Origin of the sequence: Actinomyces sp. Marseille-P3109 (assembly GCF_900323545.1) — a bacterium.
In the GTDB taxonomy this organism is placed as follows: Bacteria; Actinomycetota; Actinomycetes; order Actinomycetales; family Actinomycetaceae; genus Actinomyces.
This window is the reverse complement of record NZ_OOHN01000008.1, coordinates 952,043-971,906: the sequence shown is the minus strand read 5'-3', so window position 1 is coordinate 971,906 and position 19,864 is coordinate 952,043. Positions and strand designations below refer to the sequence as shown.

At 68.2% G+C, this 19,864-nt stretch carries 15 protein-coding genes, 1 tRNA gene and 2 pseudogenes; 9 read left to right on the top strand and 9 right to left on the bottom strand.

What is annotated here, in order from left to right; all coding sequences use genetic code 11:
* Nucleotides 1–140: 140 nt before the first annotated feature.
* Together pepN and gndA are read right to left on the bottom strand one after the other, a co-directional pair.
* Nucleotides 141–2,846 (bottom strand): aminopeptidase N, encoded by a 2,706-nt coding sequence (gene pepN, locus BQ8008_RS04545; protein WP_108832983.1) that lies wholly within the window; start codon nt 2,844–2,846, stop codon nt 141–143.
* 47 nt (nt 2,847–2,893) lie between these two features.
* Nucleotides 2,894–4,369 carry an NADP-dependent phosphogluconate dehydrogenase gene (gndA, locus tag BQ8008_RS04540; protein ID WP_108832982.1) on the bottom strand — a complete coding sequence of 492 codons (1,476 nt, stop codon included), beginning with the start codon at nt 4,367–4,369 and terminating at the stop codon, nt 2,894–2,896.
* Nucleotides 4,370–4,761: 392 nt separating this feature from the next.
* Between gndA and zwf the strand changes: the two genes are divergently transcribed.
* The 8 genes from zwf to BQ8008_RS04500 all read left to right on the top strand — a co-directional run bounded on the left by zwf (nt 4,762) and on the right by BQ8008_RS04500 (nt 12,278).
* Nucleotides 4,762–6,345, top strand: a complete 1,584-nt coding sequence (gene zwf, locus BQ8008_RS04535; RefSeq protein WP_108834667.1) for a glucose-6-phosphate dehydrogenase — start codon at nt 4,762–4,764, stop codon at nt 6,343–6,345.
* Nucleotides 6,342–7,310, top strand: coding sequence for a glucose-6-phosphate dehydrogenase assembly protein OpcA (locus tag BQ8008_RS04530; RefSeq protein ID WP_108832981.1), 969 nt, complete (start codon nt 6,342–6,344; stop codon nt 7,308–7,310). The genes zwf and BQ8008_RS04530 overlap by 4 nt, the downstream gene beginning before the upstream one ends.
* Nucleotides 7,303–8,097, top strand: a complete 795-nt coding sequence (pgl, locus tag BQ8008_RS04525; RefSeq protein ID WP_108832980.1) for a 6-phosphogluconolactonase — start codon at nt 7,303–7,305, stop codon at nt 8,095–8,097. Before BQ8008_RS04530 ends, pgl begins: the two co-directional genes overlap by 8 nt.
* Before the next feature lie 81 nt (nt 8,098–8,178).
* Nucleotides 8,179–9,231, top strand: coding sequence for an HNH endonuclease family protein (locus BQ8008_RS04520; RefSeq protein ID WP_108832979.1), 1,053 nt, complete (start codon nt 8,179–8,181; stop codon nt 9,229–9,231).
* Nucleotides 9,232–9,255: 24 nt separating this feature from the next.
* On the top strand, nt 9,256–9,693 hold the full coding sequence (locus BQ8008_RS04515) for an RNA-binding S4 domain-containing protein (RefSeq protein ID WP_108832978.1): 438 nt from the start codon (nt 9,256–9,258) through the stop codon (nt 9,691–9,693).
* Nucleotides 9,694–9,788: 95 nt separating this feature from the next.
* Nucleotides 9,789–9,865: transfer RNA gene (locus BQ8008_RS04510), tRNA-Pro, on the top strand.
* Between the two features lie 474 nt (nt 9,866–10,339).
* Entirely contained in the window at nt 10,340–11,278 is a 939-nt protein-coding gene (locus BQ8008_RS04505) for a CAP domain-containing protein (RefSeq protein WP_108832977.1), read from the top strand.
* Nucleotides 11,279–11,408: 130 nt separating this feature from the next.
* Nucleotides 11,409–12,278 (top strand): HAD-IIB family hydrolase, encoded by an 870-nt coding sequence (locus tag BQ8008_RS04500; RefSeq protein WP_108832976.1) that lies wholly within the window; start codon nt 11,409–11,411, stop codon nt 12,276–12,278.
* Nucleotides 12,279–12,347: 69 nt separating this feature from the next.
* Here the strand turns inward: BQ8008_RS04500 and BQ8008_RS04495 are convergent, their stop codons facing one another.
* From BQ8008_RS04495 to BQ8008_RS13970, 5 genes and pseudogenes are all read right to left on the bottom strand, one after another.
* Nucleotides 12,348–12,644, bottom strand: a complete 297-nt coding sequence (locus BQ8008_RS04495) for a rhodanese-like domain-containing protein (RefSeq protein WP_108834665.1) — start codon at nt 12,642–12,644, stop codon at nt 12,348–12,350.
* Nucleotides 12,645–12,713: 69 nt separating this feature from the next.
* Nucleotides 12,714–13,208: pseudogene (locus BQ8008_RS04490) on the bottom strand (GNAT family N-acetyltransferase); the annotation flags it as partial.
* 31 nt (nt 13,209–13,239) lie between these two features.
* On the bottom strand, nt 13,240–14,895 hold the full coding sequence (gene pgi, locus BQ8008_RS04485) for a glucose-6-phosphate isomerase (protein WP_108832975.1): 1,656 nt from the start codon (nt 14,893–14,895) through the stop codon (nt 13,240–13,242).
* A 118-nt stretch (nt 14,896–15,013) separates the two neighbouring features.
* Entirely contained in the window at nt 15,014–15,352 is a 339-nt protein-coding gene (locus BQ8008_RS13630; RefSeq protein WP_234415228.1) for a helix-turn-helix domain-containing protein, read from the bottom strand.
* A gap of 183 nt (nt 15,353–15,535) precedes the next feature.
* A pseudogene (locus BQ8008_RS13970) lies at nt 15,536–15,757 on the bottom strand (DUF6597 domain-containing transcriptional factor); the annotation flags it as partial.
* A gap of 143 nt (nt 15,758–15,900) precedes the next feature.
* Here BQ8008_RS13970 and BQ8008_RS04475 point away from each other — a divergent pair.
* Nucleotides 15,901–16,413 (top strand): VOC family protein, encoded by a 513-nt coding sequence (locus BQ8008_RS04475; RefSeq protein ID WP_108832973.1) that lies wholly within the window; start codon nt 15,901–15,903, stop codon nt 16,411–16,413.
* A 13-nt stretch (nt 16,414–16,426) separates the two neighbouring features.
* Here the strand turns inward: BQ8008_RS04475 and der are convergent, their stop codons facing one another.
* Together der and BQ8008_RS04465 are read right to left on the bottom strand one after the other, a co-directional pair.
* Entirely contained in the window at nt 16,427–18,586 is a 2,160-nt protein-coding gene (gene der, locus BQ8008_RS04470) for a bifunctional cytidylate kinase/GTPase Der (RefSeq protein WP_108832972.1), read from the bottom strand.
* A 129-nt stretch (nt 18,587–18,715) separates the two neighbouring features.
* Nucleotides 18,716–19,849 carry a prephenate dehydrogenase gene (locus BQ8008_RS04465; protein WP_442778216.1) on the bottom strand — a complete coding sequence of 378 codons (1,134 nt, stop codon included), beginning with the start codon at nt 19,847–19,849 and terminating at the stop codon, nt 18,716–18,718.
* Between the last annotated feature and the right edge of the window lie 15 nt (nt 19,850–19,864).

Below are 19,864 nucleotides of genomic sequence, written 5' to 3'. Positions count from 1 at the left end.
GCGTCCGCCCTCAGCCAACTCCGTGAGGTGATCAGCAGCACCGCTGGAGGGTCTCAGAAGGGTGACGGCGCTTCACTGATGTTGCTCAGGCTAGGACAAAGGTCTCAGTCATGGTCTCAGCCGTGGCCTCGATCAGGCAGTCAGTGGCTTGGGCCTTGGAGACGCGCCGAGGACATGCGACGAGCGGCGAGGGCTCGGTGAAGGTCGTCGAGACTCTTGAGGACGAGCCGCCGCAGAGCCCGCGGAGCCTTGGGGTGGGAGGAGAGCCAGTCCTCGACTGCCCGGGCGTCGGCCTCGCCCCCGCACACGGGGAACAGCCCCGTCACCAGCCGGGTGGCGATCTCCTGCCCGCGACCGGACCAGATTCCTTCGAGCTCCTGGAGGTAGCGGATGGTGAACGAGGCTGTCAGCTCACGGTGCGCGTCGACGGCGAAGCCGGCGATGAGGGCATCGACATGGTCATTGCTCAGAGCCGTGTCAGTCAGGAGCCGATCGAACACCTCTGCCTTAAGCTCAGGGAGTGGCAGCGAGCTGGAGGCCCTCAGGTGGTGGGTGATGCCGCTGGCTGTCGGATCCGCCTTCCGTTGGGCGTCGAGCTCACCGGGACGGACGGCGTCCAGCCGTGCCATGGCCGTCAGCGCCCGCCATTTCAGGTCGGCGTCCAGCTCCAGGCCGGGCAGACCGCCGTCCAAGAGTCGGCGGATTCGGATGACGGCCTGTGCTTTCGGCTCCTCACCGAGCAACCCCGCCTGTCCCGCGGCCTCCAGCCAGGCGCGGGTGCGCACGAGCTGGGAGTCCGATCCTGGAGCAGCGGCACGAAGCCTGCCCCAGCCGCCGTGTCCGGAGACGGGTTCGGAGGCCTCCGGGGTCTCCAGGTCATCTGCGACGAGCCGGTCCAGGACCAGCCGCCGTGCACTCGGCCCGGTGTACCGGCAGGCGGCGCGCAGTGCTTGGTTCAGCAGCGTGGACAGGGTGCCCGGCTCGGTGTCGTCGTCGGCATGCGCCAGGACGGTCTCCACGAACAGTGGTGCACCGATTCTTGCGTCTCGCAGAAGGTTGTGCAGCATCGACCAGGCCAGGGCTCGGGCCATGGGGTCGCGGACCGCCCCGAGTGAGGCTGTCAGACGCGACAAGGAGGCGTCGTCGGGACGCACGACGGCGTAGGTGAGGTCCTCGTCGTTGACCAGGACGACGTCGGGGGCGGGCAGCCCCACCGCCTCGGTGATCTCGAGCTGCTCGACCTCCAGGGTGGCCGGCAGCCGGTGGGTACGCACCAGCGCGTCGCTGTCGTCGAAGGAGTACAGGCCGACGACGAGCGTGTGCGGACGCAGCACCGGCTCGCCGGTGGCCAGGTCGGTGCCCTCCTGGCGGAGAGTCAGCGACACGATCCTCCCCTCGTTGACGACCAGCTCGTCGCTGATGACGGAGGGGCCCGCGGTATGGAGCCAGGCTCGAGCCCAGTCGTGCATGTCGCGGCCCGAGACCTGCGAGAGCACCTCCAGGAAGTCCTCCAGAGTGGCGTTACCGTAGGCCCGGCGCTCGAAGAGCCTGCCTGAGGCCTCGAGGAAGGCCTCCTGGCCCACGTAAGCGACGAGCTGCTTGAGAACGGCGGCGCCCTTGGCGTAGGTGATGCCGTCGAAGGCCTGGCGAGCGGCCTCGACGTCGTCGACCCGCGCCACGATGGGGTGGGTGGTGGCCGATCGGGAGTCCTCCAGGTAGGCCCAGGCCTTGCGGGTGGAGGCAAAGCTCACCCACGCCTCCGTGTATCCGGCCGCCTCGGCCTCGGCCCAGGTGCCCTGGTGGTCGGCGAAGGACTCCTTGAGCCAGGTGTCCTCCCACCAGGTCGGGGTGACGAGGCAACCGAACCACATGTGGCACATCTCGTGGAGGATGGTGTTGGCCCGCCCCGCCCTCTGGGAGCGGGTGACCGCCCCGCGGAAGAGGTAGAGGTCCTCATTGAAGGTGATACAGCCGGGGTTCTCCATGGCGCCCAGGTTGTACTCGGGGACGAGCACGCTGTCGTAGGAGTCCCAGGGGAAGCCGTAGCCATAGGCGCCGTCGTAGAGGTCCAGGCCTGCGCGGGTGACGTCGAGGAGCTCGGCGGCGTCGAGGTGGTCGGCCAGGCTGGCCCGACACGACCAGGACAGTGGAATCGTCAGGTCCTGGCGACTCGGGGAGCTCCACCGGCCCGTCACCCGGTGCCAGGGGCCGGCGGCCAGCGCGGTGAGGTAGCTGGGCAGAGGCATGGAGGTGGCGAAGGACGTCACCTCATAGCCGCTGCCGGTGCCGGCCGAGGCGCTCGAGCTGCCCGCCGTCGGCCGCGTGTTGGACATGACCGTCCAGCCGCGCGGGTGGGTGACCTCCAGCGAGAACCGTGTCTTGAGGTCCGGCTGCTCCATGATCGGCCAGGCGCGACGCGCGTCGGAAGGCTCGAAGTGGGTGTAGAGGTAGGTGGCGCCGTCAACCGGGTCGTGGAAGCGGTGCAGTCCCTGGCCCGAGTTGGAGTACAGGCCACGTGCCCGGACCTCCACCGTGTGCTCGCCCGGCTCGAGGTCGGGCAGAGCGATGCGGGCTCCGTCCCAGGTCACCGGGACCAGTTCACCGTCGATACTGAGCGAGTCGACCGCGTGCCCCACGAAGTCCACCCACAGGCCCTCAGCGGGCTGCCTGATGAGCAGGTGCATCAGGCAGCGGACGCTGAAGGTCGTCTCGTGAGGGTCGATGGCCGTGGTGACGTCGATCGCCACATGGCTGGTGGGCACCTGGCACACCGAGGCCCGCCAGGCGGCCTCCTCGTGGCGCAGGTTCGTGGGGCTGTCCGAGCGAGCGGGCGCGGTAGTCGCCATGTGCGGTGATCTAGCGGCAGACGGGGCGGGCGACGGAGCGTTCGGCCTCAGCTCCACTTCTCCTCGGTGCGCTCGGGCGTGGCCCACAGCGTGTGGTAGACGCCCTCGACGTCGTCGGTGCGGTGGTAGGTGTGCGATCCGAAGAAGTCGCGCTGCCCCTGGATGAGGGCTGCAGGCAGGCGCGATGAGCGCAGCTGGTCGACGTAGGCCAGGGAGGAGGCGAAGGCCGGGGCCGGAACACCGGTGGTGGCGGAGGTGGCCACGACCTGGCGCCAGGCGGGTAGCACCGTGGCCAGGGACGAGGCGAAGACCGGCGCCGTCAGGAGGCTGGGCAGGTTCGGGTTCTCGTCGTAGGCGCGGGTGATGTCGTCCAGGAACCGGGCTCGAATGATGCAGCCGCCTCGCCAGATACGAGCCATGGCCCCCAGGTCGATGTTCCAGCCGAACTGGACCGAGGCGGTGGCGATCTCGTCGAAGCCCTGGGCGTAGGCGGCGATCTTGGAGCCGTAGAGGGCCTGCCTGACGGCGTCGACGAAGGCACGCCGTTCCTCGGAGCCGTCCAGGGTCGGGGCCGAGGTTCCCGGGGCGATGTCGGCGGCCTGGACGGCGGCTCGCGCCGCGCTGGCCGAGGAGACGGCTCGAGCGAAGGTGGCCTCGGCGATCGCGGGTACGGCCACTCCCAGCTCAAGGGCCGTCTGGGTGGTCCACACCCCGGTGCCCTTCTGTCCTGCTGCGTCCACGACGATGTCGACGAACGGGCCACCGGTTGCGGCGTCGGTGTGGGAGAGGACCTCGGTGGTGATGTCGATGAGGTAGGAGTCGAGCTCGGAGTCCTTCCAGGAGCGGAAGACCTCGGCGATCTCGGGAACTGTGAACCCACCGACGTGGCGCAGCAGGTCGTAGGCCTCGGCGATGAGCTGCATGTCGGCGTACTCGATGCCGTTGTGCACCATCTTGACGAAGTGGCCGGCGCCGTCGGGACCCACGTGGGTGCAGCAGGGAACGCCGTCGACGTGGGCGGAGATGGACTCCAGCATCGGCCCCAGGCGCTTGTAGGACTCGGCGGTACCTCCGGGCATGATCGAGGGGCCGTTGAGCGCCCCCTCCTCGCCGCCGGAGACACCCATGCCCACGAAGTGCAGGCCGCGCTCGCGCAGGGACTCCTCGCGGCGCCGGGTGTCGGTGTAGAAGGTGTTTCCGGCGTCGACGATGATGTCGCCGGGCTCCATGAGGGCGGCGAGCTCGTCGATGACCGCCTCGGTGGCGGCGCCGGCCTGGACCATGATGATGGCCACACGGGGAGTGCGCAGGGAGGCCACGAAGTCCTTGAGGTCGGCCGCCGGCACGAAGTCGCCCTCGGAGCCGTAGCGCTCGATCAGCCTCTCGGTACGGGCGAACGTGCGGTTGTGGACGGCGACCGCGTGCCCGTGGCGAGCCAGGTTGCGGGCGAGATTCGCCCCCATCACCCCCAACCCGAAGACACCGAGGTCAGCCGTGGCTGGTGCGGGGGTGAAACTGCTCATGAAGGTCCTTTCCTGTGCAACAGGACGATGAGGGTGGGTAGGGGTCCTGCGAGTCCAAGAGTGATACCGGACGATGACAACACCGGTGCGATGGAGAGCTGAGTCCGGCCCCCGACGGGCACTCGGCGTCACCCGCCGACACTGCGACCCTACCGCGTCCTGCACTCGGGCACGAGGATCGTCCATGGTTCGGGTGCTCCTCCGACATAGTGCAACGGCTCACGGTGGGCCTGTCTCTCCCAGGTGAGTTGCCAGTAGACGCGTTACATTGACATTAGGCTCGTACGACACCCTCGGTGTCCTGCGGCAGCCCCGACCAGACCATTGTGATCTGCGGACGCCAGTCTGATCCGCTCTGAATCCACCGTTTGTCGATCCTCAGAAAGGCCGACGTGTCCAGCTCCGACTCTGCGACGCCGTTGCCGCTGTCACGGCCCGCGCGAGCAGCCAACCCGCTTCTCGACGCCCGCGATCTACGCCTTCCGCGTATCGCCGACCCCTGCGTACTGGTGATGTTCGGCATTACCGGTGACCTCGCGCGGCACAAGCTCCTGCCCGCCGTCTACGACCTGGCCAACCGCGGTCTGCTCTCACCCAGCTTCTCCCTGGTGGGAGTCGGCCGACGCTCCTGGTCCGACGACGACCTGCGCGACTATGTGGAGAAGGCCGCACGCGCCGGCGCCCGCACTCCGTGGCGCCCCGCGATCTGGGAGCAGCTGGCAGCGGGGATGCGCTTCGTCGAGTTCAGTTCCTTCGAGGACGACACCGCCTACGAGCAGCTCACCCGGGTCGTGGACGACCTCGACGCCACCCGTGGCACCCGTGGCAACCGAGCCTTCTACCTATCGATCCCTCCGGGATGGTTCCCGGCCGTCACCGAGCGGATCGCTCGTTCCGGACTCGTGGAGGAGTCGGCCGACTCCTGGCGGCGCGTGGTCATCGAGAAGCCCTTCGGCCACGACCGCACCAGCGCCCGCGAGCTCGACGCCCTGGTGGGCCGGATCGTGCGCCCCGACGACGTCTTCCGGGTCGACCACTACCTGGGCAAGGAGACGGTGCAGAACATCCTGGCGCTACGATTCGCCAACACGATGTTCGAGCCGCTGTGGAACCAGCGCTACGTGGACCACGTCCAGATCACCATGGCTGAGGACATCGGTATCGGAACCAGGGCGGGCTACTACGACACCATCGGCTCGGCGCGCGATGTCATCCAGAACCACCTGCTCCAGCTCCTGGCACTGACTGCCATGGAGGAACCCACCAGCATGGACGCGGCCTCAGTGCGTCTGGAGAAGGAGAAGGTGCTCGACTGCGTGCGCCTGGAGCGCGACGGCGTCCTGGACCTGGACATGACCACGGCCCGCGGCCGTTACGACGCCGGCTTCCAGGGGGGTCTGCCCGTGCGGGGCTACCTGGAGGAGGACGGCGTCGCCTCCGACTCTCGCACCGAGACCTTCGCCGCGCTGCGCCTGGAGATCACCAACCGCCGCTGGGCCGGCGTGCCCTTCTACCTGCGGGCCGGCAAGCGACTCGCCCGCAGGGTGACCGAGGTGGCGGTCGTCTTCAAGAACCCCCCGTTCCTGCCCTTCGCGTCGGCGGCCACCACCGCCGTGGGGGCCAACACGATCGTGCTACGGATCCAGCCCGACGAGGGCATCACGCTTCGCCTGGCCTCCAAGGTACCCGGCACCCAGATGGAGCTGCGCGACGTCTCCATGGAGTTCGGATACGGCGCCACCTTCAACGAGGAGTCCCCGGAGGCCTACGAGCGCCTCATCCTCGACGCCCTCCTGGGTGACGCCCCGCTGTTCCCCCACCAGCGCGAGGTCGACCTGTCCTGGCGCATCCTGGATCCCGTCATCGAGCACTGGACCTCCGGTGGGAGTCCCGAGGGCTACCGACCCGGCTCCTGGGGGCCGGCCAGTGCGCACGAACTCCTTGCCCACGACGGCCGCACCTGGAGGCGCTCATGATCACCACCCTGACAGCGACGACCACCTCCCGGATCGTCTCCCGGCTCCTGGAGCACGAGGGCACCTCGGGCTCGTCCAGAGTCCTGACGCTCGTCATCTCCACGGACGAGGAGGGGTTGGAGGAGGCGCTGTGCGCGGCCCACGGAGCCAGCCGGGACCACCCGAGCCGGATCATCGCCGTCGTCAAGCCGCCCATGGACGACGCCGACCGCGCAACACCGCGCAGCCGTGACGGGCACGTCTCGGCTCAGGCCGGTGGGCACCTGGACGCCGAGATCCGCGTCGGCCACGACGCCGGCGCCGGTGAGACGCTGGTCCTGCGCCCCTGGGACGAGGCGGCCCTGCACACCGACACGCTGGTCGTGCCCTTTCTTCTGCCCGAGGCCCCGGTGGTCGTGTGGTGGCCGACGACGGTCCCGGAGATCCCCTCCCGGGACCCGTTGGGCCGCCTGGGAAGCACCCGGATCACCAATACGCCCGCACAGGACCACCCCGCCAAGGCACTGCGGGCGCTGGCTCCGGTGAGTGTGCGCGGAGACATCGACCTGGCCTGGACCCGGATCACCCTGTGGCGCGCCATGGTGGCCTCCACCCTGGACCCGATCCTGCGCTCGGGCGGGCTGCGTGAGGTGGTCGTGGCCGGCGAGCCTCGGAACTCCTCCCTGTCCCTCATGATCGCCTGGCTGCGGCTGCGTCTGGACGAGCCTGTGACGCGAGTCGACGAGGAGGGGGTCAAGGGCATCTCGTCCATCACCGCCAGGACTGCTGACGGCGACGTCGTCATCGCCCGCCACGACTTGGAGAAGGTGACGATCACTCGCCCCGGAGCTCCCGAGCCGCAGGCGGTGACCATGGCCCGCCGCGAGCCCGTGAGCACGCTGAACGAGGAACTGCGCCGTCTTACCCCCGACCTCGTTTACCAGGAGGTTCTGGCCACATTGCTTGAGGAGCCCACGAATGACTGACGACACCGCTGACGGTCAGGCGCTCACCGAGATCCAGATGGGTGCGGCTGCGGTTCCTGCACCGACCGTCGTCGTGGCACCGACGCTGACCGATGCCGCCGGGCGGGCCTGCGAGGACACGGTGCGGATCCTGGCCGAGGCAGCTGCCGAGCGAGGGGTCGCCCACCTGGCACTGACCGGGGGCTCCGGCGGGGTGGCGCTGGCCGAGTCGCTGGCCCCGCTCCTCGCCGCTCAGCCCGAGCCGGTGCGCCGTGGCATCCACCTGTGGTTCGGCGACGAGCGCTTCGTGCCTGCGGGTGACCCGGAGCGCAACGATCTGCTGGCCGCACCGCTCATTGCCGCCGGCGTACCGGAGTCTCAGGTGCACCGCCTCGCCGCTCCGGATGAGGTCAGCGGGCTGGACGAGGCCACGGCGCGCATGGTCCACGAGCTCGAGGAGGCGGGCCTGGCCGGTCGCGGCTTCGACGTCGTCCACGTGGGACTGGGCCCCGACGCCCATGTCTGCTCACTCTTCCCGGGGCACCCGGCAGCGCTCGCGGTGGGAGTCCCCGCTGTGGCGGTACGCAGCTCGCCCAAACCTCCTGCCCAGCGCTACTCCCTGACCTTCGAGGTCCTGCAGCGCGCTCACCAGATCATGGTGGTGGCCGGCGGCGCAGGGAAGGCGGAGGCGGTGCGCCTGGGACTGGGCGCCCCTGACGTCGTCCGGGCACCCGCTTCGTGCTGCCGGGGTCGGATGACCACCTGGTACCTGGATGAGTCGGCTGCCGCGAGCCACAGCGGCGTCTGACGTCCCAGGTCCTCTGGTTCCTGTGGGTCAAGCCGATGCGAAGAGGTCCTTCGTGTCGGTGCGGGCGGCTACCTTTGGCTCATGAGCTTCCCCAGCCGGTTCCTGACGCGCCTCAGTGTGATTGGCGCGCTCGGCATGTGGGGCGTGGCGACGGTGCCGCCCGTCCACGCCGCCGTCTCCCACGAGACGACCGAGGATTCTGCGACCGCTGAGCTCACCGCCCTCCACCAGGCGCCATGGGACCAGCGCGGAGACTTCATCCTGTCCTCCCAGGGCGCCCTCGAGACCCTGGCGTCTCTGCCCGACGACGCCCCCGCCACACAGTCCTGGAGCGAGGGAGGCTCCCGCACCGGCTGGTTCGGCGAGGCCTGGACAGACGTCGACGGTGACGGCTGTGACACCCGCAATGAGATCCTGGCCCGAGACCTGACGGACACCGACTTCTCCCGAGCCGAGGGCGTACAGAACCGTGAGGAGGGGCGTGGCCGAGGCGCGGGGGTGTGTCCCGACGCCACTGTCTGGTCGGGCACGCTCCAGGACTCGTACACGGGTAGGACGATCACCTTCACGCGCGGTCAGGACACCTCTGCCGCCGTCCAGATCGACCACGTGGTGCCGCTGAACTACCTCTACGCGCACGGAGCCTGGCAGTGGGATGAGCGCACCAGGCTGCTGGTGGCCAACGACCCGCTGAACCTGATCGCCGTTGACGGTGAGGCCAATCAGGCCAAGGGTGCCTGTGGCCCTGCGAGCTGCCCAGTCGGATCCACAGACACCGGTAGCTGGAGACCCACCGGCCCCGGCGGCTGGTGGCCCTCCAACTCCTCCTACCGCTGCACTTACGCACGTCGATTCGTCTCCGTGGCCGGCGCCTACCAGCTCGGTCTGCCCCGAACTGACAGGGAGGCGCTGCGCTCCGCCCTGACCGACTGCCTGGCCGGTGGAGACGGGGCGGGCTCCCTTCCTGAGCAGGCCGCCCGCACCATCAAGGAGATGGGCTCCGCCGTATGGCGCACCCCCGTCTACTCGGCGCTGGCAGCGCTCGGGGCCCTCGTGCTGGGATGGGGGCTGATCGTGCGTGGACGCGCCCTGGGGCGTCGGACACGGCGACGTCGGGGCAGGGCACGTCGCTGAGACTCCTCCGTCTAGGATGCTTCCATGGCAGCTCGTTCTCAGCCTGCTCCCCGAGGCGTCAGCGACCCGAACGGACCGACGTCGGCTCGCATCGACGTCTGGTTGTGGAGCGTCCGGCAGATCAAGTCCCGTTCAGCCGCCACGAGCGCCTGCAAGGCGGGGCACGTGCGTATCAACGGGGAGACCGCCAAGCCGGCCCAGCACGTCTACGTGGGAGACGAGGTCCGCTACCGCGTTGACGGCTTCGACCGGTTGCTGACCGTCACCCGGATCCTCACCAAGCGGGTAGGGGCCCCGCTTGCCCGCACAGCGTACGTCGACTCCTCACCTCCTCGGCCCTCTCCCCTGGACGCGCCGGCGGCCATCACCCGGGATCGAGGCGCTGGGCGCCCCACCAAGAAGGAGAGACGTCAGCTCGACGCCCTCATGGGAGGAGGTCGGCATCAGGACGACCGTCACTGACGAGGTGAGCGGGCTCACCACTGACAGATTTCTGAAGGAGCCGCCCCATGGGTTAGGGTTCTACTCGTTGCGAGCGGCGGTTTGCCGCGAGTCAACGGGCTGTGGCGCAGTTTGGTAGCGCACTTGACTGGGGGTCAAGGGGTCGTGGGTTCAAATCCCGCCAGCCCGACCAATACGAGGATCCGCACCGAAAGCTGGTGCGGATTTTTTATTTGCCGATACACTTTTGCAGCAAGGCTGCTTCGTTTTCCCAGCCACTTCCGCATCAATACTTGTCACACCCGCAACTCCCATAACAACCATGGGGTATATTTATTCCTATTCCTTCTTTTGGAATCTTCTTCCAAGTTAGTTGCACTCAAGTAAACGCTGCAATGACGGCACTTTCCTCGCCTCCCGACCTTTCGCACCTACTTCTTGCTGACATAACACCACGAAAGTAGGGCGGCCACTCTCATGCCCCCAATTCAGCCGGACGCCAAATTCGGTCAGAAAAGTCACAGGCCAATAACATGCGATGCGCTCGGGACTGTGGTTGAGTGAATGCCGACATCAAGGATGGCTCACAGCATCCTGCTCACCGGTTCATAACCGGTTGCTGCAAATCCGACTGTGTTCTCGCGTCCCCGATCAGAGAGAACGACACATGAACATCAAGCGCGTCATTGCCGCAACTGCGCTCGCCGTCGTGCCACTGACGGTGCCCTCGCCCGCTCTGGCGGCCCCGGCTACTGCCCACGGCGCCGAGGCCGCTGCGGTAGCGGTTCCGGCTCAGGTCTCCCAGCAGGGGGCCACCTACGCGGACACCGTCCTGACCAAGGTCAACGAGCTGCGCGCCAGCCTGGGACTCCAGCCCGTCACCCGCTACCAGGAGCTCGACGTCGTCGCTCAGGAGTGGTCCGAGCACCAGGCCAGCACCAGCACCATGGAGCACCGCCCCGACTTCACCTCCGCCTATCCGTCGGGCTGGACCACGGGCTCTGAGAACGTGGCTTGGCGTACCGACGGTGGTGACGTCGGCGCACTGATCTTCGACCAGTGGCTCAACTCTCCTGGCCACTACCAGAACATGGTCAACCGGGATGTCAACTCCATCGGCATCGGTTTTGCCCAGACCTCGGACGGTCGGTGGTACGCCACCCAGAACTTCGCCGCTTACAACCCCAGCAACACGCCGCTGACGCCCACAACCACGAGCAACACGCCTCCGTCGACCAGCAACATCCCTCCGACGACGGACACCACCGTTTCCGCTCCGGCGCCGACTCCCTCGGAGACGCCGTCGGCGCCCGCTACCGAGACGACTTCTCCTACCACCCAGACCGCTCCCCCGGCCACCGAGACCGCCATCAGTGAGGCCACGCCGATCCCGTCGGCTCCGGCTACCACGGTGACCACGAAGACCACCACGAGCACCGGTACGCCGGCCAAGCCGTCCTCGACGCCTGCGGTCGCCGCTTCGGGTCGCACACCGACGAAGCACGCTCTGGCCACCACTGGTCCCAGCATCGCCGTCGCCGTCGTCGCGGCCGGTCTGCTCGGCACCGGAGCCTTCCTCGTCATGCGTCGCCGCCAGGCCAGCTGACTGAGCTGGGGTTTCAGGAATACGAGCCATCTCTGTGACGGGCGCCTGTTCTCCTTCGTGGAGAACAGGCTCCCGTCGTTGCCGCCCTGTCCTGCCCACATCACGGTGCCAACCTTGAGAAGATGATCGTGTGAAGCGTCTTCCTCTTGAACCAGAGCTCCTTGAACCACTGCCCACCGAGATTGATCTCCGCCTTGTCGTCTCGGACATGGACGGCACCCTCATCGACGGCAACGGGCAGGTTCCTGTCGGTCTGGTCGAGGCAGCGGCGGACATGCGCAGTACCGGGGTCATCTTCGCTCCGGCCTCGGGCAGGCAGCTGGCGAACCTCCGCGCGGTCCTGGGACCGGCCGTCGACGGCTCACCGCTCATCGCTGAGAACGGATCCCTCGTGGTCCTCGGCAGCGAGGAGATCCACTCCGACACCATCTGCGCCGAGGACACCGCGGCCGCCATCACCACTACGCGAGATCTTGCAAGAGCCGGCTACGACGTCGGCGCCGTCGTCGCGTGCAAGCACCGCGCCTACATCGAGCGGTCCGACCCTGCTTTCCTGGCCCAGGCCAAGCTGTACTACGAGGCGTTGGAGATCGTTGACGACCTCACGACCATCCCCCTGGATGAGGTGCTCAAGGTCGCGGTCTTCGACTTCGACGACGTCGAGGACGGCAGCTCGCAGGCGCTGACCGCGGCGGTGCCGCGTGTCCAGACCGTCGTCTCCGGGATGCACTGGACGGACATGATGTCCCCGCAGGCCTCGAAGGGGCGGGCCCTGGCGGCGCTCCAGGCCAGGTTCGGGATCCTTCCGGAGCAGACGGCCGTCTTCGGGGACTACCTCAACGATCTGGACCTCTACGACCACGCGGACCTGGGCTTCGCCATGCGCAATGCCCACCCCGGCATCCAGGCGGCGGCCGCCTATACGGCACCGGCCAACACCGAGGACGGCGTGCTGCGCACGGTCGAGGAGCTGCTTCGGCGCTCACGGCATCGGAACTGAAACTGTGACGGTCTCGAACCCGAGAGTCCGAGACCGTCACAGGGGCGCCTCAGCGCGTTGACTGTCGGGCTACTGGCTCAGCCAGGCCTTCATGCCGCCAGTGACATTGACCAGCTCGCCGGTGTAGCCGGCCGCGGTCAAGGCCTCGATCGCTTTGGCGGATCGCACGCCGCCGGCACAGATGACTACAGTGGGTCTGGCCGGATCGAGCTCGCTCATCCGGTCGATCACCTGTCCCAGCGGTATGTTGACCGAGCCGGAGATTGCCGCTTGCGCTACCTCGTCGGGCTCGCGCACATCGAGAACAACAAGGTCCTCCTTCGCCTCGAGCCGTCCGCGCAGCTCGTCGACGCCGACATCCTTCATCATGTCCTCCTTAAGGGTTGCGTATTGTCGCCGGAAAGAATCGGCTGCTGATGGTCCTACCGGCTCAACCAGCTCGGTGACGTAACAGAGCATCCGGCTGCCGCCGTCGGGCTCCACGTTCGAGAAGCCGTGCCGCTCATAGAACCGTCGTGCCTCACTATCGACCTCATCGACGCCGATGCGCATCTCAAGCGCACACCGTCGTCTCATCTGTTCCAGCGCCTCCAGGAGCAACCGGGAACCGATGCCATGGTTGCGCAGCTCCGGCCGCACATAGAGCTCCTCGAGCTCAGCGACTGGCCCGTCGCCATAAGGGGTGGGACGCAAGGTCAGGTACGCGAATCCCACTGCTCGTGGGTTGTCAGCGCTGCTGTCCTCGGCCAACAGCACCAGGACGTCCTGACGTTCCAGCATCGTATGGAACCCGGAGGCGAGGTCCTGCGCCGAGGGCGTCGGGGCATCGAACTCAGTGTTGAAGTCGAACAGCAGACGACCAGCACATGGCGCATCCGCCGCACCTGCCACACGCACGTGGACATGCTGAGCGTCTTCGTGCGGGCCCATCGAGACTGAGTCGCCGTCGTTCCACATCGGGCTAACGACGCAGACTGCGGTAGCGGGTGATGAGGCCCCGGGTGGAGGCGTCCTGCCCTGCGAGAGCCCCCTCGTCCCCCTGGACGGCGGGGGCGATCTCCAGGGCCAGCTTCTTGCCGAGTTCCACGCCCCACTGGTCGAAGGAGTCGATGCCCCACACGATGCCCTGGGTGAAGGTGATGTGCTCGTAGAGGGCAATGAGCTCCCCGACGACTGCGGGCGTCAGGGCCGGGGCGAGGATCGACGTCGTCGGCCTGTTGCCGGCGAAGACTCGAGCCGGGACGATCTCCTCGGGGGTGCCCTCAGCGCGCACCTCCGCAGCGTTCTTGCCGAAGGCGAGTGCCGCGGTCTGGGCCAGGTAGTTGGACAGGAACAGCTCGTGGACGTCCACTCCCCCGTCCTTGATGGGGTGGGTGGGGTTGGCCACGGCGATGAAGTCCGCGGGGATGAGCTGGGTGCCCTGGTGGATGAGCTGGTAGAAGGCGTGCTGGCCGTTAGTGCCCGGCTCGCCCCAGAAAACCTCACCGGTCTCAGTGGTCACGGGACTGCCGTCCCAGCGCACGGACTTGCCGTTGGACTCCATGGTGAGCTGCTGGAGGTAGGCGGCGAAGCGGTGCAGGTACTGGGCGTAGGGCAGGACGGCGTGGGAGCCGGCCTTGAAGAAGTTGACATACCAGACGTTGAGCAGGCCCATGAGCATGGGGACGTTCTCGGCCGGGGCCTTGGTGGCGAAGTGCTCGTCGACGGTGCGGAAGCCGGAGAGGAAGTCGGCGAAGTTCTCCGGGCCGATGGCCACGGCCAGGACCGTACCGACGGCGGAGTCAACCGAGTAACGCCCGCCCACCCAGTTCCAGAAGCCGAAGGCGTTGGCCGGGTCGATGCCGAACTCGGCGACCTTGTCCAGGGCGGTGGACACCGCTACGAAGTGCTTGGCGATGGCGCCGTCGGTCTCGATGCCCTTGTCCTTCAGGGCGGCCAGGAACCAGTCGCGGGCCATGCGGGCGTTGGTGAGGGTCTCCAGAGTGGTGAAGGTCTTGGAGGCGATGATGAACAGGGTCGTCTCCGGGTCGAGGTCGGCGACCTTCTCCGCGCAGTCGGTGGGATCGATGTTGGAGATGAAGCGGCACTGAAGCCCCTTATGCACGTAGGGCTTGAGGGCCTCATAGACCATGACGGGGCCGAGGTCGGAGCCGCCGATGCCGATGTTGACCACCGTCTTGATGGGCTTGCCGGTGATGCCTGTCCACTCCCCCGAGCGCACGCGGCGGGCGAAGGCGTAGATCTTCTCCAGGACCTCGTGGACGTCGTCAACGACGTCCTGCCCGTCCACGGTCAGGGAATCGTTTGCGGAGCGGCGCAGGGCGGTGTGGAGGACGGCGCGGTCCTCGGTGATGTTGATGTGCTCGCCGGCGTACATGGCGTCGCGGCGGCCCGGGACGTCCACCTGCACGGCGAGCTCGGCCAGGGCGTCGCGGACGTCGTCGGTCAGCAGGTTCTTGGACAGGTCGACGTAGAGGTCCCCCAGCTCGTAGGAGAACCGCTCGGCGCGCTCGGGATCGTCGGCGAACCAGGCGCGCAGGTCCGGAGTCATGGAGTCGTGCAGCTCGGTGAGGCGCTTCCAGGCGGGCGTGGTGGTGGGGTCAACCGGATTCAGCATGGCTACAGTCTATGGGCGTCACAGCCGCGCGCCACTGTCCGGCGCCAATCGTTCTCAGGATTGCGGGGTCCTGTTGGTTTCTGACGGCTGCGCGACTCTCCTCCGAGGCCCGAGCCCGCTACCGGTCACTGAGAGCCTGACGATCGCTGATGGTCTGCTGCCGGTACAGGCTCGGTGAGAAGCCCAGGACTTGCCGGAAGTCGGCAGTCAGGTGGGCGTGGTCCGCGTAGTCGAGCTCGGCGGCCACATACGCAACGGTGACAGACGGATCCTCCCGGAGCCGCTGCGCCGCTTCCTGGAGCCGGTAGCGTCTGATCACTGCGAGTGGTGGCAGACCGATGTACTTCTCACAGAGGCGTTGCAGGCTTCGGATGGACAGATCGAGACGTCTCGCCAACTGATCGACACGCAGAATGCTTCTGTCGGAGGCGACGACGTCCTCCATCTTGTTGGCCATGAGAGCCATCGCTGGTGGCGGCCCAGTATGCTGCGCCACCCAGGCGGCCAGTGCGCTGGCGGCACGCTGGCCACCCGTCGTCGTGCTCGGGTCCGCCATAGCGCCGGCGACGGCGGCGTTCAGATCAGGGTCCTCGAGCGGCCGATGGGAATTCCGAATCAGGGACGGGGAGCACAGTGCGCCGGCCCCCGCCGGTCGTAGAAGGGCTCCGACAGCCCAGCCCCGACCTTCCAGCTCGCGATAGGAGATGCTCGTCGTCGGGCCGTGCAAGGTGATCCCATCCGGCTCGACAACGAGGTTACAAGCGGGGAACGGGAGAACCTCCTGCCGGTCCCGTTGTCCTGCGGGCAGGTCCCAGCGCGGGATCCAGATCCAACGGACGCGGTCGGCCAGTGCCTCGGACACAGGTTCCCGGTGAAAGGTCGGAAGCCTGGAGGGATAGAGAATCCCCCGTTGATCAGCGGTCGTCCTGGGCACGTCTCCTCACCGTTCCGAATCTGTCGCGGATCTTCAAGCGGAGGCACCTCACCGTTCCTACAGTCGTTGACATGAGTACACGCAACGTATCCGGAGCCACTGGTCAGTACACGACTCACGGGACTCCGCACGGATTCACCAGTATCACACCGTTTCTGGCCATCGACGGCGCCGACCGGGCGCTTCGGTTCTATCGAGACGTCTTCGGGGCGCGCATTGTGGACAGTGTCGAGATCGAGGGGGCGGTCGTCCACGCGGAGCTCGACTTCGGTCACGGCAGGGTCCAGATCGGTGAGCCGTCCGCCCTGTCCGGTCTGGTTGCGACCCCGTCAGAGGACCGGGTCTGCTACTCGATCGGCCTGTACTGCCCGGACGTCGACGCCGTCGTCGAGCGGGCCACTGCCGCCGGAGCAACCTTACTGGAACCGCCTGACACCTTCGTGTCCGGGGACAGGTTCGCCTCCATCCGCGACCCCTTCGGCGTGCGGTGGGCAGTCATGACCCGGGTCGAGGATCTGTCCGAGGAGGAGAGCACCGCGCGTGTAGCGGCATGGGCCAAGGAGCAGGACGCGGCCGGTAGCTGAGCCCGTCCAGGGCTCAGCGCCGCCGGCGCTTCTCGCGAACACGAACCCCGATCTGGATGGGGGTGCCGGTGAAGCCGAACTCCTCGCGCAGGCGACGCTCGATGAAGCGCCGGTATCCGGCGTCGAGGAAGCCAGTGGTGAAGATGACGATCCGGGGCGGGGCCACCTGCACCTGGGTGGCGAAGAGGATACGGGGCTGCTTGCCGCCGCGCACCGGGTGCGGGGTGGCCGACTGCAGCTGGCCCAGGAAGCCGTTGAGGCGCCCTGTGGGCACGCGCGTGGTCCAGCCCTCCAGGGCGGCGTCGAGGGCGCGTACGAGCCGGTTGGTGTGCCAGCCCGTCCGGGCGGCCAGATTGATGTGAGGAGCCCAAGAGACGTGGGCCAGGTCGTGCTCGACCTCCCACAAGAGCATCTTCTGACGCTCCTCGTCCACCAGGTCCCACTTGTTGTTGACCAGGACCAGGGCACGGCCTGCGTCAACGACCTGCTGGACGACGCGCACGTCCTGCTCGCTGATCGGCTCGGAGGCGTCCAGGAGGACGACGGCGACCTCGGCCTTGTCGATGGCGCCCTGCGTGCGCAGGACCGCGTAGTAGTCGGCGCCCCGCGACTGCTTGACGCGCCGGCGGATCCCGGCGGTATCGACGAAGACCCACTGGCGCCCGTCAAGCTCAATGATCTCGTCGACCGGGTCCCGGGTGGTGCCGGCGGTCTCGTTGACGACGACGCGTTCCCTGCCCGCGATGGAGTTCAGCAGAGAGGACTTGCCGACATTGGGCCGCCCCACGAGGGCAACCCGGTGCAGGTCCCCCTCGGGTGCGGCGGTGGCCACGGAGGATACCTCCGGGAGGATCTCCATGACGGCGTCGAGGACCTCACCACTGCCCCGGCCGTGCAGGGCGGAGACCGGGAAGGGCTCACCCAGGCCCAGGTTCCACAGGGCGGCGGCGTCCCCCTCCTGTGCCGGGGAGTCGACCTTGTTGGCGGCCAGGACCACGGGCTTGCCGCTGCGGCGCAGCATCCGCACCACGCGGGCGTCGGTCTCGGTGATACCGACCTGGGCATCGACGACCAGTAGGACGGCGTCGGCCATCTCGACGGCGACCTCGGCCTGGGTGGCCACGGCGGCGTCGAGGCCGGCCACGTCCACCTCCCAGCCGCCGGTGTCGACGATGGTGAAGCGGCGCCCGGCCCACTCCGCCGGGTAGGAGACCCGGTCACGGGTGACGCCGGGGGTGTCCTGGACGACAGCCTCGCGGCGGCCCAGAACCCGGTTGACGAGTGTCGACTTACCCACGTTGGGCCGGCCGACGACGGCCAGCACCGGCAGCCCGGCCTCGGTGCGGTCACCGGTTGGAAGCTCCCCGTGGGCCTCCAGAAGAGCGAGGTCCTCCTCATCGAGCTCATAGTCACCCAGGCCCTCACGCATGGCCTGCGCCCTCAGGTCCTCCTCCGCGTCGCGCAGGGCGGCGGAATCGGCGGCCTCCTCCACCAGGTCCAGGACCCGCTCGACGGACTGCTCCAGGGTCATCTCCGAGGTGTCCACCAGGGTGACGCCCTCGGGCGCGGTGAGGAACTGGGAGACCGTGGAGTCGTCGCGGTCGCGGCGCACGACCTGGTCGCGCAGGGCGGCGGCGTCGACCTGCTTGCCGGCGGCCTCCAGGTCTCCGGCGCGCCGCGCCAGACGGGCCTCCTCTGAGGCGGTCACGAGCAGGCGGGCGTCGGCGTCGGGGGCGATGACGGTGGTGATGTCGCGCCCTTCGGCCACGATGCCGGCTCCCCCTGAGAAGGACCCGACGTGACCGGTGGCCTCGAAGCGGATGATCTCGCGCTGGCGGCGGGCCAGCTCGGCGCGCACCTCGAGGTTGGTGGCGACCTTCGAGACGATCGTGGCGATGTGCGGGTCACGGATCGCGGTCGACACATCGGCGCCGTCCACGGTGAAGGCGGGGTGGTCGGGGTCCAGGCCCATGTGCAGGGGCATGGCGGCAACGGCCTCGGCCACGGCGGCCTCATCGGCCAGGTCGACGTCCTCATGCTCGCACCACCAGGCCGCAGCCCGGTACATGGCACCGGTGTCGAGGTAGGCCAGCCCGAGCGTGGCGGCCACCCGCCGCGAGACGGTGGACTTGCCCGATCCGCTCGGCCCGTCGATCGCGACGACGATTCCCATGGTGTCCTCCAGCTGGGTCCGATTCCTGTCAACAACTGCGCCAAGCGTCCCACACTCCGGCGCGATACCGCGGATCAGGCCCCCATGAGTACTGACACAGGGACCTTCCACGAACAGATTGAACTGGTTTCAGCCCGCGACGACGCGCCAGCCCTTGGCATCCAGTGCCTCCTCCAGCCCCTGGGCAGCCGCCGGTAGGACGCAGATGAGCGCAATGCCGGCCCTCTGTCCGGCCGAGTGCTCCAGGGAGAAGTCCTCGATGTTGATACCGGCGGCGCCGACGTCGGAGAAGAGCCGACCGAGCTCGCCGGCGGCGTCGGGCACGAGGACCTGGACCTCGGCGTAGCGGCGCGGCGCCCCACCGTGTTTTCCGGGGATGCGGGCCCGTCCGGCGTTTCCCCTGGCCATGACGTCGGTGATCGCTCCGACGGCGCCCGGGGCGATGGCTTGGGCAGCTCCCGGAGCCGTGTACTCGGGACTGTCCGGCTTGCAGGCGGCCGCCTCGATGCCCTCGATCAACGCGCTGAGGTCATCACTGATCTGGCGCAGCAGATCGGCCACGGGCCCGGCGTTGCCCACGATGATCGCCGACCACAAGCGCGGATCCGAGGCCGCGATCCGGGTGACGTCGCGAAGTCCCTGACCCGACAGGGCCAGGGCGCTCTCCCCCAGCTCCTCCAGGCGGGCGGCCACCAGGGAGGCGACGAGCTGGGGCATGTGGGACACGGCGGCGACGGCGGCGTCGTGCTCGGACGCTCCCATGCGCACCGGGGTGGCGCCCACGTCGACCGCCAGGTTCCTGATGACCAGCTCCGCCTCGGGATCCGAGTCTTGGCCGACGACCACCCAGGGACGTCCGGCGAAGAGGTCGGAGTCGGCGGCGCCGGCACCCGAGCGCTCGCGGCCCGCCATCGGGTGGGAGCCGACGTACCTGCGCACCTGCGCTCCCGCCCGGGCCCGAACCTCCGCGACGATCCGCTCCTTGACGGAGGCCACGTCGGTGACCACGGCATGGGGATGAGCGGTCAGCTGCGCGACGACGACGTCGGCGGTCACGTCGGGTGGGGTGGCCACGACGACGATCTGCGGCTCCGGGCTGTGCTTGTCGTGGGGCGTTCCCGCCCCCATGTCACGGGCCAGGGCCAGGGACGTGGGCGAGGTGTCGGAGAGCTGGACCTCGACGTCCGCTACCCGCAGCGCCAGGGCCAGAGACGTTCCCAGGAGCCCGGTACCGACGATGAGGACCGGTCCACGTGTGGACATCGACGCCCGAGGCTG

What these genes read in the sequence shown, in the direction of transcription:
- BQ8008_RS04515 (WP_108832978.1), top strand. Translation starts at nt 9,256, where the DNA reads ATGGCAGCTCGTTCTCAGCCTGCTCCCCGAGGCGTCAGCGACCCGAAC.
- pgl (WP_108832980.1), top strand. Translation starts at nt 7,303, where the DNA reads ATGACTGACGACACCGCTGACGGTCAGGCGCTCACCGAGATCCAGATG.
- der (WP_108832972.1), bottom strand. Translation starts at nt 18,586, where the DNA reads ATGGGAATCGTCGTCGCGATCGACGGGCCGAGCGGATCGGGCAAGTCC.
- BQ8008_RS13630 (WP_234415228.1), bottom strand. Translation starts at nt 15,352, where the DNA reads ATGGCCAACAAGATGGAGGACGTCGTCGCCTCCGACAGAAGCATTCTG.
- BQ8008_RS04495 (WP_108834665.1), bottom strand. Translation starts at nt 12,644, where the DNA reads ATGAAGGATGTCGGCGTCGACGAGCTGCGCGGACGGCTCGAGGCGAAG.
- pgi (WP_108832975.1), bottom strand. Translation starts at nt 14,895, where the DNA reads ATGCTGAATCCGGTTGACCCCACCACCACGCCCGCCTGGAAGCGCCTC.
- pepN (WP_108832983.1), bottom strand. Translation starts at nt 2,846, where the DNA reads ATGGCGACTACCGCGCCCGCTCGCTCGGACAGCCCCACGAACCTGCGC.
- BQ8008_RS04520 (WP_108832979.1), top strand. Translation starts at nt 8,179, where the DNA reads ATGAGCTTCCCCAGCCGGTTCCTGACGCGCCTCAGTGTGATTGGCGCG.
- BQ8008_RS04465 (WP_442778216.1), bottom strand. Translation starts at nt 19,849, where the DNA reads ATGTCCACACGTGGACCGGTCCTCATCGTCGGTACCGGGCTCCTGGGA.
- BQ8008_RS04505 (WP_108832977.1), top strand. Translation starts at nt 10,340, where the DNA reads ATGAACATCAAGCGCGTCATTGCCGCAACTGCGCTCGCCGTCGTGCCA.
- BQ8008_RS04530 (WP_108832981.1), top strand. Translation starts at nt 6,342, where the DNA reads ATGATCACCACCCTGACAGCGACGACCACCTCCCGGATCGTCTCCCGG.
- BQ8008_RS04475 (WP_108832973.1), top strand. Translation starts at nt 15,901, where the DNA reads ATGAGTACACGCAACGTATCCGGAGCCACTGGTCAGTACACGACTCAC.
- gndA (WP_108832982.1), bottom strand. Translation starts at nt 4,369, where the DNA reads ATGAGCAGTTTCACCCCCGCACCAGCCACGGCTGACCTCGGTGTCTTC.